The 14,621-nt window shown below is 68.4% G+C and carries 10 protein-coding genes; 8 read left to right on the forward strand and 2 right to left on the reverse strand.

The window, feature by feature from the left end:
- Nucleotides 1–25 precede the first annotated feature (25 nt).
- Nucleotides 26–1,291, reverse strand: a complete 1,266-nt coding sequence (locus AVE30378_RS05715; RefSeq protein ID WP_129239806.1) for a 4-aminobutyrate--2-oxoglutarate transaminase — start codon at nucleotides 1,289–1,291, stop codon at nucleotides 26–28.
- A gap of 172 nt (nucleotides 1,292–1,463) precedes the next feature.
- Here AVE30378_RS05715 and pdxR point away from each other — a divergent pair, with 172 nt between their 5' ends.
- Entirely contained in the window at nucleotides 1,464–3,005 is a 1,542-nt protein-coding gene (gene pdxR, locus AVE30378_RS05720; RefSeq protein ID WP_353851447.1) for a MocR-like pyridoxine biosynthesis transcription factor PdxR, read from the forward strand.
- Here pdxR and AVE30378_RS05725 read toward each other — a convergent pair.
- Nucleotides 2,954–3,850, reverse strand: coding sequence for a DUF72 domain-containing protein (locus AVE30378_RS05725; protein ID WP_129239807.1), 897 nt, complete (start codon nucleotides 3,848–3,850; stop codon nucleotides 2,954–2,956). The genes pdxR and AVE30378_RS05725 overlap by 52 nt on opposite strands.
- Nucleotides 3,851–3,954: 104 nt before the next feature.
- On the opposite strand from AVE30378_RS05725, the gene AVE30378_RS05730 reads away from it, so the two are divergent.
- From AVE30378_RS05730 to AVE30378_RS05760, 7 genes are all read left to right on the forward strand, one after another.
- Nucleotides 3,955–6,063 carry an ATP-dependent helicase gene (locus tag AVE30378_RS05730; protein WP_129239808.1) on the forward strand — a complete coding sequence of 703 codons (2,109 nt, stop codon included), beginning with the start codon at nucleotides 3,955–3,957 and terminating at the stop codon, nucleotides 6,061–6,063.
- Between the two features lie 65 nt (nucleotides 6,064–6,128).
- Entirely contained in the window at nucleotides 6,129–7,133 is a 1,005-nt protein-coding gene (locus AVE30378_RS05735; RefSeq protein WP_129239809.1) for a magnesium and cobalt transport protein CorA, read from the forward strand.
- 303 nt (nucleotides 7,134–7,436) lie between these two features.
- Entirely contained in the window at nucleotides 7,437–8,081 is a 645-nt protein-coding gene (locus tag AVE30378_RS05740; RefSeq protein ID WP_129239810.1) for a thermonuclease family protein, read from the forward strand.
- 88 nt (nucleotides 8,082–8,169) lie between these two features.
- Nucleotides 8,170–10,407, forward strand: a complete 2,238-nt coding sequence (locus AVE30378_RS05745; protein ID WP_129239811.1) for an ABC transporter substrate-binding protein — start codon at nucleotides 8,170–8,172, stop codon at nucleotides 10,405–10,407.
- Nucleotides 10,404–11,381, forward strand: coding sequence for an ABC transporter permease (locus AVE30378_RS05750; protein WP_129239812.1), 978 nt, complete (start codon nucleotides 10,404–10,406; stop codon nucleotides 11,379–11,381). The genes AVE30378_RS05745 and AVE30378_RS05750 overlap by 4 nt, the downstream gene beginning before the upstream one ends.
- A gap of 5 nt (nucleotides 11,382–11,386) precedes the next feature.
- Entirely contained in the window at nucleotides 11,387–12,886 is a 1,500-nt protein-coding gene (locus AVE30378_RS05755) for an ABC transporter permease (protein WP_129239813.1), read from the forward strand.
- A complete protein-coding gene (locus AVE30378_RS05760) occupies nucleotides 12,883–14,571 on the forward strand; it encodes an ABC transporter ATP-binding protein (RefSeq protein WP_129239814.1) in 1,689 nt (562 codons plus the stop codon). The genes AVE30378_RS05755 and AVE30378_RS05760 overlap by 4 nt, the downstream gene beginning before the upstream one ends.
- The last annotated feature ends 50 nt before the right edge of the window (nucleotides 14,572–14,621 follow it).

Here is a 14,621-nt window from a genome sequence, read left to right on the forward strand (position 1 = left end):
AAATCGGATGCTCAGGCCCCGGTCGTCAGGCCGCCAGCGCCTCGGACAGGATGGCCAGCGCGCGATCGAACTGGGCCTCGGGAATGGTCAAGGGGTACAGGAACCGCAGGACGTTGCCGTACACCCCGCAGCTTAGCAAAATCAGGCCCTTTTCGATGGCGCGGGCTTGCACGCGCTTGACCGCTTCCGCGTCCGGCTTGCCGGTGGCGGGATCGTTCAGCTCCAGGGCGACCATGGAACCCAGGCCGCGCACGTCGGCGATGCCGGGGACCTTGGCGCGCAGGCCTTCCAGGTGCGCGCGCAGCTTGTCGCCCAGTTGGTCGGCGCGTTCGCACAGCTTTTCCTCGGCGATCACGTCCAGCACGGCGTGCGCGGCGGCGACCGCCAGCGGGTTGCCGGCGTAGGTGCCGCCCAGCCCGCCCGCGGCCGGGGCGTCCATGACGTCGGCGCGGCCGACCACGCCCGAGATCGGGAAGCCGCCGCCCAGGCTCTTGGCCATCGTGATCAGGTCGGCCTGGACCGCGTGGTGTTCCATGGCGAACAGCTTGCCGGTGCGGCCGAAGCCGGTCTGGACTTCATCGGCGATCAGCAGGATGCCGTGCTCGTCGCAGACCTTGCGCAGCGCCGTCATCAGTTCGGGCGGGGTGATGTTGAAGCCGCCTTCGCCCTGCACCGGCTCGATGATGATGGCCGCGACGCGCTTGGGGTCGATGTCGCACTTGAACAGCAGGTCCAGCGCCTTGAGCGAATCGGCCACGGTGATGGACTGGGTGGCGTTGGGGAACGGCACGTGATAGATGTCGCCGGGCATCGGGCCGAACGACAGCTTGTAGGGGGCGACCTTGCCGGTCAGCGCCATGCCCAGCATGGTGCGGCCGTGGAAGGAGCCGGAGAAGGCGATGACGCCCGAGCGGCCGGTGGCCGAACGCGCGATCTTCACGGCGTTTTCCACGGCTTCCACGCCGGTGGTGAAGAAGGCGCTCTTCTTCAGGCCGTCGATGGGCGCCAGGCGGTTGATGCGCTCGGCCAGCGAGACATAGCCTTCGTACGGCACGATCTGGTAGGCCGTGTGCGTGAAATTGTCCAGTTGCGCGGAGACCGCGGCCTTGACCTTGGGGTGCAGGTGGCCGGTGTTCAGGACGGCGATGCCGCCCGCGAAATCGATGTATTCCTTGCCGTTGGCGTCCCACAGCGTGGCGTTTTCGGCGCGCACCGCGTAGAAGTCGCACATGACGCCGACGCCACGCGGCGTGGCCAGGGAACGGCGGGTATTCAGGTCCTGATTCTTCATCTCAGCCTCGCAGAGCATGATGGGCGGTAAAAAAACCCCACGCCGCGCCTTCGGCTTGCCGCCCCCCGAGGGGGCGTTTTTTACCTGGGGGCGGCCCGGCGGTAATAAACCCTATTTAATGCTACGATGGCCCCATTTGTGGGAACCACTTTGATAAATCAGGTAGAACCAATTGCGTTCCATCGTCGGTGACTTGCTGCTGCTGCGCCTGGCCGATGGGTCCGGCGAGCCCATGAACAAGCGCTTGTACCAGGGCATCCGGGAAGCGATCCTGGACGGGGCCATCGCCGCGGACTCGCGGCTGCCCGCCACGCGCGACCTGGCGGCCGAACTCGGCATCGCCCGCAATACGGTTGTCCACGTCTACAGCCAGCTCCTGGCGGAAGGCTATACCCGCAGCCGCCAGGGCAACGGCACCTTCGTCAACGCCTCCGTCCCGGATTCCTACCTGGCCAGCGGCCGGCGCCGGCGCCAGCCGCCGCCGGCCCAGCCGCGCCCGGCGCTGTCCCCGCGCGGCGCGGCCATCGTCGACGGCGCGTCGGCCTCGCCCTACCAATGGGGCGCCTTCATGCCCGGCGTGCCCGACCTGACCGAATTCCCGCACAAGAAGTTCGGCCGCATTTTCAGCGCCCTGTGGCGCAATCCCTCGCCCGACCTGCTGACCTACGCCTATGGCGGCGGCCTGCCGGCGCTGCGCGAGGCGCTGGCGCAGCATCTGGCGCTGACCCGCTCCATCGACTGCGACCCCGAACAGATCATCATCACCGAGGGCTCGCACCAGGCCATCGACCTGACCGCCCGCATCCTGGGCGAGGCCGGCGAGACGGCCTGGGTCGAGGATCCGGGCTACTGGGGCGCCCGCACCATCCTGCAGGCCAACGGCCTGCGCACGGTGCACCTGCCCGTGGACGAAGAGGGCATGCGGCTGCCCGAGACCGCCGCCACGCCGCCGCGCTTCATTTTCGTCACCCCGTCGCACCAGTATCCGCTGGGCCCGGTCATGTCGCTGGCGCGCCGCCGCCAGTTGCTGGCGGTGGCGCGCCAGAGCGGCAGTTGGATCATCGAGGACGACTACGACAGCGAATTCCGCTTTTCCGGCCGCCCCATCGCCTCGCTGCTGGGGCTGGAGCCGGACGCGCCCGTCATCTACATGGGCACGTTCAGCAAGACGCTGTATCCGGGCTTGCGGGTCGGCTACCTGGTGCTGCCCAAGGCCCTGACGGCCGCGTTCCAGGCCGCGCACGCGGAGCTTTACCGCGAAGGCCACCTGATGACGCACGCCGCGCTGGCCACCTTCATCTCGGAAGGCCATTACGCCGCCCACATCCGCCGCATGCGCATGCTGTACGGGCGCCGCCGCGCCATGCTCGTCAACCTGATCGAACGGCGGCTGGGCCCCGACTGGCTGCATCGCGACGCCAGCATGGCGGGCCTGCATCTGGTGCTGACCCTGCCGCGGGACATGGACGACCTGCGCGTCGTGGACGTGGCGCGCGGCAAGGGCGTGCTGACGCGCGCGCTGTCGCGCTACTACGTCAATGAAGAAGGGCGCCGGCCCGGCCTGCTGCTGGGCTACGCCTGCGTCCCCGAGAACGAGATCGCGCGCAAATTCGAAGTGCTGCTGGAAAGCCTGGCCGAGGTGGCGCGCGCGCCCGCCGCGGATCAAAAGCGCGGCAGCGCTGAGGCGAAGGCGGCGGCGTTGCGCATGCCCTGATCCTCGAAGTTGGTGTTGAACACCGCATGCGCCTGGGCGCTTTGCGCGGCCAGGCGGGAAAAACGTTCGGCCAGTTCCGCCAGTTCCTGTTCCGAATATTCGTACTGGAAACGTCCCGAGGACGCCGCGCCGGCGGCGTTCCACGCGGCCGCGTTGCGGCCATGCAGGCGGAGCAGGGTCAGCTCCGGATGCGTGTTTTCCCAGACGGCGGGCACCGTGTTGTCGAAGCCCTGCGGCGCGTCGACGACCGTGTGCACCACGCCCAGGTCGCGCTCGAACGCCAGCGTATCGGCCGTGGCCGCGGGGGTCTCGAACCAACTGCGATGCCGGAACTCCACCGAGATCAAGTGTTCTTCCATGCGCCGCGCGCAATCGGCCACGCGCGCGCGCCCGCGCGCATCGCGCCGGATCCAGGACGGAAACTGGAAATGCACCGCGCCGAGTTTGCCGGGCATGCGCAAGGGCTCCAGCGCCAGTTGATACCGGCGCCACAGTTCGCCGCGAAGATCCTCGGGCATCTGGTCGTGATAGAGGGCGGCCTCGGGACTATCGCCCAGTTCGCGCCGGATATCCGCCGGCAGCGCGGCAAGTGGCGTCCGGTGCCCGGTGAACAGCCGGAAGGCCTTGATGTTGAAGACGAATCCGTCCGGCGTGCGCTGGTCCCACAGATAGGCGTTTTCCGCGGTGGGCAGGGCATAGAAGCTGGAATCCACTTCGGCCATCCCGTACCGCGATGCGTAAAAGCGCAAGCGTTCTTCGGCGCTGCGGGCCTCGGGCGGATAGAAGCGTCCGCAGGCCAGCAGGGTGGGATCGGTCCAGGAGGCGGTGCCGGTCAGGAGGCGCATCGGACGAAAGTCAAAAAATTCTGTATAAATATACAGTGTTCATCCAGAGCCGGGCAACGCCCCGGCTCGTTATTTCCCGAGGCCGCCGTGCGCGGCCCTGTTCCATGTCCGACCCGACCCGCCTGCCGTCCCCGTCCGATTCCAACCGTCCCGACCCCTTAGCCGACCTCAACCCCGCCCAGCGCGAGGCCGCCGAGTTTGGCGTGGCCGGCGCGCCCGGGGACGACGGCCCCCTGCTGGTGATCGCGGGAGCGGGCTCGGGCAAGACCAATACGCTGGCGCACCGGGTCGCGCACCTGATCCTGAACGGCGCGGATCCCCAGCGCATGCTGCTCCTGACGTTCTCGCGCCGCGCGGCGCTGGAAATGGAGCGGCGCGTGGGGTCGGTGCTGCAGCGGGTGATGAACCTGCGCGCCACGCAGCAGCCGCCGTCGCTGCCCTGGGCCGGCACCTTCCACGCGATCGGCGCGCGGCTGTTGCGCGATTGCGCGCAGCGGATCGGCCTGTCCGAAGCCTTCACCATCCACGACCGCGGCGACGCCGAGGACCTGATGGGCATGGTCCGCCATGAACTGGGCCTGTCTTCCACGAAATCCCGGTTTCCGCTCAAGGGCACCTGCCTGGCCGTCTATTCGCGCGTGGTCAACAGCCAGACCCCGGTGGCCGACGTGCTGAAGACGTCCTTTCCCTGGTGCGCCCAATGGGAAGAGGAACTGAAGAACCTGTTTCGCGGCTACGTCGCGGCCAAGCAGGACCAGCAGGTGCTGGACTACGACGACCTGCTGCTCTATTGGGCGGAGATGATGTCGGACCCCGGGATAGCGGCCGACGTGGGGGCGCGCTTCGACCATGTGCTCGTGGACGAATACCAGGACACCAACCGCCTGCAGGCGGCCATCCTGCTGGCGATGAAGCCCGACGGGCGCGGCCTGACCGTGGTGGGCGACGACGCCCAGTCCATCTATTCGTTCCGCGCGGCCACCGTGCGCAACATCCTCGACTTTCCGGCCCAGTTCCCCAAGCCCGCGCGCGTCATCACGCTGGACCGCAACTACCGTTCCACCCAGCCCATCCTGAACGCGTCCAACGCCGTCATCGGCCTGGCGACGGAGCGCTACGCCAAGGATCTCTGGACCGACCGCCAGTCGTCCCAGTTGCCCGAACTGGTGACGGTCAGCGACGAAGCCGGGCAGGCGCGCTGGGTGGCCGACCAGGTGCTGGCGCAACGCGAAGCCGGGGCCGCGCTCAAGTCGCAGGCCGCGCTGTTCCGCACCTCCAGCCACAGCGCCGCGCTGGAACTGGAGCTGACCCGCCGCAACATCCCCTTCGTGAAGTTCGGCGGCCTGCGCTTCCTGGAGGCCGCGCACGTGAAGGACCTGCTGTCGCTGCTGCGCTGGGCCGAGAATCCGCGGGGGCGCATGGCGGGTTTCCGCGTGGCGCAACTGCTGCCGGGCATCGGCCCCGCCACCGCGGGCAAGCTCATGGACGCCATGTCAGCGTCGGCGGAACCCTTGCGCGCGCTGCGCGAATTCAAGCCGGGCGCGGCCGCGCAGGAAGAATGGGGCGGCTTCGCCGATACCTACGCGGCGCTGTGCGATCCGGGATTGAAATGGCCGGCCGACGCGGACCTGGCCCTGCGCTGGTACGCGGGGCAACTGGAGCGCCTGTACGACGACGCGCGCGTGCGCCGGGCGGATCTCGACCAGTTGTTGCGCATCGCCTCGGGCTACCCGTCGCGCGAACGCTTCCTGACCGAACTGACGCTGGATCCTCCGGACGCCACCAGCGACGAATCGGGCGCGCCGCTGCGCGACGAGGACTACATGATCCTGTCCACCATCCATTCCGCCAAGGGGCAGGAATGGAAGGCGGTCTACGTCCTGAACGCGGTGGACGGCTGCATTCCGTCCGACATGAGCACCGGCACCGCGGAAGAAATCGAAGAGGAGCGCCGGCTGCTGTACGTGGCGATGACGCGCGCCAAGGAACGCCTGCAGCTCATCGTGCCGCAGCGCTTCTACGTGCACCAGCAGACCGGCATGGGCGACCGCCACGTGTACGGCTCGCGGACCCGCTATATCTCGAATGCGATGCTGCCGCTGTTCGACCACCTGCCCAAGCTGCCCGACCTGCCCGCGGGGCGCGGCGCGCCGAAAGAGCCCCAGGCGCCCAGCGTGGACGTGGCCCGGCGGGTGCGCAGCCTGTTCTCGTAGAACGGGCTATCATCGCCCGATACCTACAAGCTGTCCGGCAGGGATCGCATTGCCCGAGGGTGTTTATGTCTACTGAAGAACGTGCCGCCGACCCGACGACGCGCGAGGTCGTGGCGTCGATCGCCTACGTGAACGGACGGCGGGAGCGCGAGGTTCCCATCGACCAGGTCGCGCAGTACGTCGGCCGGGACCAGGGCATGCTCTGGATCGGCCTGCGCAATCCCGGTCCGGAACTGCTGGCCAGGGTCGCGCGCGAACTCGGCGCCTGCGACAAGAACCAGGAAGAGATGCTGGAAGCCCACCGGCGGCCGAAGATCATCGACTACGGGAACATGATCCTCATCGTCGCCATCACGGTGGAGGTCGAGGCCGAACGGCCCATTTTCGGCGAGACCCAGTTCCTCATCGGCGACGGTTTCCTGGTCACGGTGCGCCGCGGCGCCACCGCCGGCCACAGCCCCCTGCGGGAACGGCTGGAGGCCTCGCCCGATCTTCTCAAGCGGGGCAGCGACTACGTCGCGTCCGAATTGCTGGACTGGCTGGTCGACCGCTACGTCGCGGCGGCCGGCAAGATCGAGACGGTGGTGGAGGGCGCCGAGCAGAAGCTCCTGATCCGGGGCGCCAAGGACTCCGACATCCGCAGGCTGTACCGGCAGCGGCGCGACCTGCTGCGCATCCACACGGTGGTGTCGCCGCTGGCCGAGATCTGCCGCCGGCTGGCGCGCGTGGAAATGTCGGCCGTGGACGAGCACGCCCGCCCGTACTTCGGCGAAGTGGCCGACCGCGTGCTGCGCGTGGACGAACTGTTCAATTCCCTGCGCGAATCCCTGGCGTTCGCCTTCGAAGCCAGCCTGATGATCGGCCAGGCGGCGCAGAACGACACCACCCGCAAGCTGGCCTCCTGGGCCGCCATCCTGGCCGTGCCCACCGCCATCGCCGGCATCTACGGCATGAACTTCGAATTCATGCCCGAACTGAAGTCCCCCTGGGGCTATCCCGTCACCCTGGGCGCCATCGCGACGGCGTGCTCCGTCCTGTACTGGCGCTTCCGCAAATCCGGTTGGCTGTAGGATGGGTGAAGCGCGAGAGTCCTTAAGCAAGAACCCCAGCATCCAGCGCGCGCAACCCATGCGGTCGCAATCGGCTGTTGTCGGCCGATGCCGGGCGCCGGTTTCTCACGGCCGCATGGGTTGCGCGCGTTCAGCGCTGTCGTTCTTGCTTAAGGACTCTCGCGCTTCACCCATCCTACGCCGCTACTCCCTGTTTTTCGGCTCCCGGCAAGAATAGCCGCCCCGCCGCCGGGCCGCCCCAAGGCGGCGCGGGGGCCGACCATCTATGGCACACTCCCACCGTTTTCCTACCTGGAGCCGGCGGTGCGTCGCAAATCTCCCTTTGGCGGCAGCAAGCTGACCGCCCTGGCCGTGGCCGTGATTCTTGCGGCCGCGGGCGCCATCGTCAATTGGCTGCAGCCCTCGGAGCCGGAAGGGCGGCGGTCGCCCCCCTCCGCCCAGAACCGGCCGGGCCCGGCCCTGGCGGGCGGGATTCCCCAAGGCAGCTACACGCTGACCGGCATGATCGTCAATGTCGCCGACGGCGATACCGTGACCCTGCGCGCGCCGGACGGCCAGCGCAGGATCCGCATGGACAGCATCGACGCGCCCGAGGAGGGCCATGGCGCCGAACAGCCCGGCCAGCCCTATGCCGAGGCCTCGCGCAAGCACCTGGCCGGCCTGGTCGCGGGCAAGACGCTCACCGCGCAATGCTACGAGCAGGACCAGTACGGACGGGACGTCTGCGCGCTGATCCTGGAAGACGGCCGCTCCGCCAACCGCGCCCAGGTCGAGGCCGGCTACGCCTGGGCCTATACGGCGCGGCAGGGCGACTACCTGCGCGACAAGGCCATGCCGGACCTCCAGCGCCAGGCCAAGGCGGCCGGGCGCGGCCTGTGGGCCCAACAGGGCGCCATGCAGCCCTGGAAATGGCGCTATGACTGCTGGCGGCAGCGCCAATGCGGCTGACCGGCAGCCGGCCGTAGGGGATGCCTGGGTATGGGCCCGGGCCCGTGTTTGCTATCCTCTGTCGCAACGATTCGAAGGGAAGGTTTCCATGCGTGCACTGAAGCGGCTCTGGGCGACGGCCATGCTGTTGTTGCTGGCGTTGGCGGGCTGCTCGCAAGAAAGCCCCATCAACAGTCCCTATCCGTCCGGCGCCGAAGCCCGGAACACGCTGTATTCCGCTTTCGTCAAGCGTTCCCCGAAGTACCTGGACCCGGCCAGTTCCTATTCCGGCGATGAAACTCCCTATACCTACAACATCTACGAGACGCTTTACGGCTACCACTATCTGAAGCGGCCGTACGAACTGGTGCCGCGCGCGGCGGCGTCGATCGATCCGCCGGTCTACCTGGACGCGCAGGGCAACACGCTGCCGGCCGACACGCCGGGCGAGCAGATCGCGCAAAGCGTCTACGACATCAAGATCCGCCCGGGTTCGCGCTTCGCGCCCCATCCGGCGTTCGCCCGCAAGCCCGACGGCGGCTACGACTACTATCCGCTGGCGCCGGGCGAGCTGGACGGCAAGTACTACATTCCCGATTTCCCGCGCACCGGCACACGCGAACTGACCGCCGACGACTACGTCTACGCCTTCCGCCGGCTGGCCAGCCCGCGCGTGGTGTCGCCGATTTCCTCCCTGATGGCCGAGCACGTGGCCGGCCTGAAGGAATACGGCGAACGCCTGCGCCAGCGCGACCAGGCGCTGCGCCGCGACGCGCCGGGCGGAGCCGGCGCGCCGCCCTGGCTGGACCTGCGCGAGCCCGACGGCTTCACCGGCGTGCAGGCGCTGGATCCGCACACGCTGCGCATCCGCGTCAACGGCAAGTACCCGCAGTTCAAGTACTGGCTGGCCATGACCTTCACGGCGCCCATCCCCTGGGAGGCCGACCGCTTCTACAGCCAGCCCGGCATGGCGGCGCACGACCTGTCGTTCAATACCTGGCCCGTGGGCACCGGCCCGTACATGCTGGTGGAGTCCTTGCAGAACCGCCGCCACGTGCTGGGCCGCAATCCCAATTTCCACGGCGAACCCTATCCCTGCGAGGGCGAGCCCGGCGACCGCGCCGCCGGCCTGCTGGCGGACTGCGGCAAGCCCACGCCCTTCATCGACCGGGCGGAATTCAGCGTGGAAAAGGAAATTACCCCGCTGACGGGCAAATTCACTCAGGGCTATTACGACATGCCGCAGATCGAGCGCGGCGAGTACGGGGTGGCCATGTTGGTCGCCGCCGCCGACAGCCAGGACAAGGCGCGCCTCTACAGCGAGCACGGCATCAAACTGCCCACCACGGTCGAGACCGCCAACTGGTACATGGGCTTCAACTGGCTGGACCCCGTCGTGGGCAAGGGCGATACGCCCGAGCAGGAGGAAAAGAACCGCAAGCTGCGCCAGGCGATCAGCATCGCCTTCGACTGGGAGGAATACGTGGCGGTGTTCGAGAACAGCCAGGCGTCCGTGGCCTACGGCCCGGTGCCGCCCGGCGTGCTCGGCTACCGCGATCCGCCCGAGGGCGTGAATCCGGTGGTCTACGACCTGGTGGACGGCAAGCCGGTGCGCAAGTCCGTGGACGCGGCCAAGCGCCTGCTGGCCGAAGCCGGATACCCGGACGGCCGCAACGCCAAGACCGGCGCGCCGCTGGTGCTGTACTACGACTCCATGTCGGGCGGCGGCTCCAATCCGCAGTTCGACTGGATGCGGCGCCAGCTTGCCAAGATCGGCGTCCAGTTGGACGTGCGCGCCACCGACTACAACCGCTTCCAGGACAAGATGATGCGCGGCGCCGCCCAGATCTTCCTGTGGGGCTGGAGCGCCGACTATCCCGACGCCGAGAACTTCCTGTTCCTGTTGTACGGCCCGAACGCCAAGGCCAAGGGCGGCGGCGAGAACGCGGCCAACTACGCCAGCCCCGAGTACGACCGCCTCTTCGAACAACTGAAGTTCCTGGACGACGGCCCCGAAAAAGAACAGTTGATCGCCAGGATGGTGGCCATCGTGCAGCGCGACGCGCCCTGGATGTTCGGCTATTTCCCGATGTCGGGCGGCGCCTACCAGCAATGGGTGGGCAACGCCAAACCGACGCAGATGGTTCGCAACACGCTCCAGTACATGAAGATCGACCCCGAACTGCGCCAGCGGAAAATCGACGAATGGAATTCTCCGCGGTGGTGGCCCATCGGTGTCTTCATATTGCTGCTGGCGCTGGCGGTCTGGCCTTCCTACGTGGCGCTGAAGCGGCGTGAACGCCAGACGGCATTTGTGCCGCGCGTCGGCAAGGAGCATCAATCATGATCGGCTACGTGATCCGCCGGCTGCTGTACGGCGTGCTGATCCTGATCGGCGTGAACCTCTTCACCTTCATCCTGTTCTTCGCGGTGAACACGCCCGACGACATGGCGCGGCTGGCCATCGGCGGGCAGCGCGCCAACCAGGAAGCGGTGGAAAAATGGAAGGCCGAACGCGGCTACGACAAGCCGCTGTTCTTCAATGGCCAGGCGCAGGGCGCGGCGCGGCTCACCGACACGGTGTTCTACCAGCGTTCGGTGCCGCTCCTGGCCATGGACTTCGGCGCCTCCGACGGCGGCCGCGACATCGGCCGCGAGATCCAGACGCGCATGGGGCCCAGCCTGGCGCTCGCGGTGCCCACCTTCGTCCTGGGGCTTTTCGTCAGCATCGTCTTTTCCCTGACGCTGGTGTATTTCCGGGCCACGCGGCTCGACTTCTGGGGCGTGGTGCTCTGCGTGCTGCTGCTGTCCATTTCCAGCCTGTTCTACATCATCGCCGGCCAATGGGTCTTCGCGAAGCTGCTGCGGCTGGTGCCGTTCTCGGGCTTTTCCGGGGGGCTGGACGCGGTCAAGTTCCTGGCGCTGCCGGTGCTGGTGGCCATTGTGTCGCGGCTGGGGCCGGAGGCGCGCTTCTACCGCACCCTGTTCCTGGAGGAGATCGGCAAGGACTACGTGCGCACCGCCCGTTCCAAAGGGCTGGCCGAGCGCGTGGTGCTGTTCCGGCACGTGCTGCGCAATGCCATGCTGCCTATCCTGACCAGCACGGTGGCCGCCTTGCCGCTGCTGTTCATGGGCAGCCTGATCGCGGAATCCTTCTTCGGCATCCCCGGCCTGGGCAGCTACACCATCGACGCCATCAACGCGCAGGACTTTTCGATCGTGCGCGCCATGGTGTTCCTCGGTTCGGCCCTCTACATCGTCGGGCTGATCCTGGCCGACATTTCCTACACGCTGGCCGACCCCCGCGTCAGATTCGAGTAGCCGACATGCCCAAGTTCGTCTTCCTCTGGACCGATATCGCGCTGTGGCTCATGGCGCTGGGCGCCGCGGCCTACGCCTGGCGCGTGCGCCGCAGCCCCAACCTGCGCGCGACCTGGGTCCGCGTCGCCCGCGATACGCCCGCCATGTGTTCGGCCGTGATCCTTTCCGCCTTCGTCGCGGTCGGCCTGCTCGATTCGGTGCACTACCGGCCGCTGCTGCCGCCGGCGCCCGGGGCGGCGGCCGACGCGGGCCCGGTCTATGCGCCCGCGGTCCAGTCGGCGCTGGACGGCCTGCTGGCCGGCACCGTGCTGACGCGGCCGGAGAAAACCTATTCCGTGCCGCTGGCCGTGCGCCAGTTCACCAAGGAAACCCTGCTCGTCGACGGCAAGCCGGTGCGCGACTTTCCCCGGCTGCGTGGCGCGGGCGTGCACCTGGACGATCCCGACGGGGATCACTTGGGCGACGTGTTCAAGCGGCTGGGCGGGGGCCTGGCCGGGGGGCTGGCGGTCGCGCTGGCGGCGGCGGGGCTGCTGTCTGTCGGCCTGGCGCGGCGCGCCCGGGCGGCCGCCGACACGGGGAGCGGCCATGCCGGCGTGCCATGGGTCGCCATGTTGCTGACGTTCACGCTGCTGTGCCTGGCGGTCGGCGCCCTGGCCGGGCTGTCCAGCGGCTACCATGCGCTGGGCACCGACCGCATCGGCAACGACGTGCTGTGGCAGGCGCTGAAAAGCATCCGCACCGCGCTGGTCATCGGCAGCCTCACCACCATCGCCATGCTGCCGCCGGCGATCGTCTTCGGCATCGCCGCCGGCTATTTCAAGGGCAAGGTCGACGACGCCATCCAGTATCTCTACACCACCATCACCTCGATCCCGGGCGTGCTGCTGGTGGCCGCCTGCGCGTTGATGATGCAGGTCTACATCGACAACCACGCCGACCTGTTCGATACCTCCGCCGCGCGCGCGGACCTGCGCCTGTTCCTGCTCTGCATGATCCTGGGGTTCACGGGGTGGGCGGGGCTGTGCCGCCTGCTGCGCGCGGAAACGCTGAAGCTGCGCGAACTGGAATACGTGCAGGCGGCGCGGGCGTTCGGCGTGTCGCACTGGCGCATCATGACGCGCCACCTGCTGCCCAACGTGGCGCACCTGGTGCTGATCACCATGGTGCTGGAATTCTCGGGCCTGGTCCTGTATGAAGCCGTGCTGTCCTACCTGGGCATCGGCGTGGATCCCAGCATGAATTCCTTCGGCTCCATGATCGACGGCGCCCGGCTGGAGATGTCCCGCGATCCCATGGTCTGGTGGAATCTGATGACCGCTTTCATTTTCATGCTGGCGCTGGTGCTGGCGGCCAATCTGTTCGCCGACGCCGTGCGCGACGCCTTCGACCCCCGCACCCGCCGCTACAAGCCCGGCCGCATCGCCCGCTACGGCCTGTTCGGCCGGGGGGCCAAGCCCGCGCTGGCGGCGGACGCCCGCCAGTCCCGGCCGGGAGACGCGCCATGAACCAGGCTCCCTTGCTGGAGGTGCGCGGCCTGGACGTGGACATCGCCGGCGAAAGCGGCATGACGCACGCGGTCAAGCGCTTGCAACTGGCCATCGCCCGGCGGCAGACTTTCGCGCTGGTCGGCGAATCCGGCTGCGGCAAGAGCATGACGGCGCTTGCCTTGCTGCGCCTGCTGCCGGACGCCGGACGCATCGTGGGCGGGCAGATCGACCTGGACGGAGAAGACCTGAACCGCCTGCCGGAAAGCGCCATGCGCGGGGTGCGGGGCGGCCGGATCGGCATCATTTTCCAGGAACCGTCCACCAGCCTGAACCCGGTCATGCGGGTGGGCGACCAGATCGTCGAAACGCTGGCCGCCCATACGCCCCTGCGCGGCGCGGCGGCGCGCGCGCGCGCCATCGACTGGCTGCGGCGGGTGGGCATCCCCGAACCCGAGCGGCGCGTCGACGACTATCCGTTCCAGTTCTCGGGCGGCCAGAAGCAGCGCGTCATGATCGCTATCGCGCTGGCGGCCGAACCGTCGCTGCTGATCGCCGACGAGCCGACCACGGCGCTGGACGTCACCGTGCAGGCGCAGGTGCTGGACCTGCTGGCCGACATCCAGCGCGAAATGGGCATGGCCGTGCTGCTGATCACGCATGACCTCGCCGTCGTGAAGAACGTGGCCCACCACGTGGCCCTGATGCGCGGGGGCGAGATCGTGGAGAGCGCCGACGCCGAGGAGTTCTTCCGGGCGCCCAAGCATCCCTATGCGCGGCAACTGTTCGAAGCCATTCCCACCTTCGAGAAGCGCGGCGTTCCCTTGACGGAGCCGGGCCGCGAGGCCATGGCCCGCGGCGGCCGCGCCGCGGACCGGGCCGCGCGCGGCGGCGTGGTGCTCGACGTCCAGGACCTCAAGGTCCATTACCCCGTGCGCAAGGGCCCGCTGCGCCGCATCGTGTCCTGGGTCAAGGCCGCCGACGGGGTCACGTTCACGCTGAAGGCGGGCGAGACCCTGGCCCTGCTGGGCGAGTCCGGCTGCGGCAAGACCACCACCGGCAAGGCGCTGCTGCGGCTGATCGACGGCGCGCGGGTCTCGGGCCGCGCCATGCTGCTGGGACAGGACCTGCTCGTCGCCGACCGCCGCAAGCTGCAGCGCCTGCGGCAGGACATCCAGATTGTCTTCCAGGATCCCTACGCCTCGCTCGATCCGCGCATGCGGGTGGGAGACATCCTGGACGAAGGCCTGGCGTCCCTGCGGCGCGGCATGAGCAAGGAGGCGCGCGCCGAACGGGCGGCGCGCCTGGTCGAACGGGTCGGCCTGCCGGCCAACACGCTTGCCCGCTATCCGCATGAATTCTCGGGCGGCCAGCGCCAGCGCATCGCGATCGCGCGGGCGCTGGCCGTCGAACCGAAAGTGCTGATCTGCGATGAGCCCACGTCCGCCCTGGACGTGTCGGTGCAGGCGCAGATCCTGGACCTGCTGCGCGAGCTGCAGGACGAACTGGGCATCGCCTACCTGTTCATCACGCACAACTTCGGCGTGGTCGAATACCTGGCGGACCGCATCGCGGTCATGGAGGGCGGCCGCATCATCGAACTGGGGCCGGCCGCCGAGGTGCTGCATGCGCCGCGCCAGGACATGACGCGCAGGCTGCTGGCGGCCGTGCCGCGCCTGCAGTTCGGTCCGTCCGGACCCGCCTGAAAGCCGATGCGCCCCGTTCCTCGCGGAACGGGGCGCGCATTGCCATGCCC

The sequence above is a fragment of the Achromobacter veterisilvae genome (genome assembly GCF_900496975.1).
Classification (GTDB): Bacteria; Pseudomonadota; Gammaproteobacteria; order Burkholderiales; family Burkholderiaceae_B; genus Achromobacter; species Achromobacter veterisilvae.

Bases quoted from the DNA above. Each gene is read 5' to 3' on its own strand.
- AVE30378_RS05715 (WP_129239806.1), bottom strand. From the start codon at position 1,291: ATGAAGAATCAGGACCTGAATACCCGCCGTTCCCTGGCCACGCCGCGT.
- AVE30378_RS05725 (WP_129239807.1), bottom strand. From the start codon at position 3,850: ATGCGCCTCCTGACCGGCACCGCCTCCTGGACCGATCCCACCCTGCTG.
- AVE30378_RS05730 (WP_129239808.1), top strand. From the start codon at position 3,955: ATGTCCGACCCGACCCGCCTGCCGTCCCCGTCCGATTCCAACCGTCCC.
- AVE30378_RS05735 (WP_129239809.1), top strand. From the start codon at position 6,129: ATGTCTACTGAAGAACGTGCCGCCGACCCGACGACGCGCGAGGTCGTG.
- AVE30378_RS05745 (WP_129239811.1), top strand. From the start codon at position 8,170: ATGCGTGCACTGAAGCGGCTCTGGGCGACGGCCATGCTGTTGTTGCTG.
- AVE30378_RS05750 (WP_129239812.1), top strand. From the start codon at position 10,404: ATGATCGGCTACGTGATCCGCCGGCTGCTGTACGGCGTGCTGATCCTG.
- AVE30378_RS05755 (WP_129239813.1), top strand. From the start codon at position 11,387: ATGCCCAAGTTCGTCTTCCTCTGGACCGATATCGCGCTGTGGCTCATG.
- AVE30378_RS05760 (WP_129239814.1), top strand. From the start codon at position 12,883: ATGAACCAGGCTCCCTTGCTGGAGGTGCGCGGCCTGGACGTGGACATC.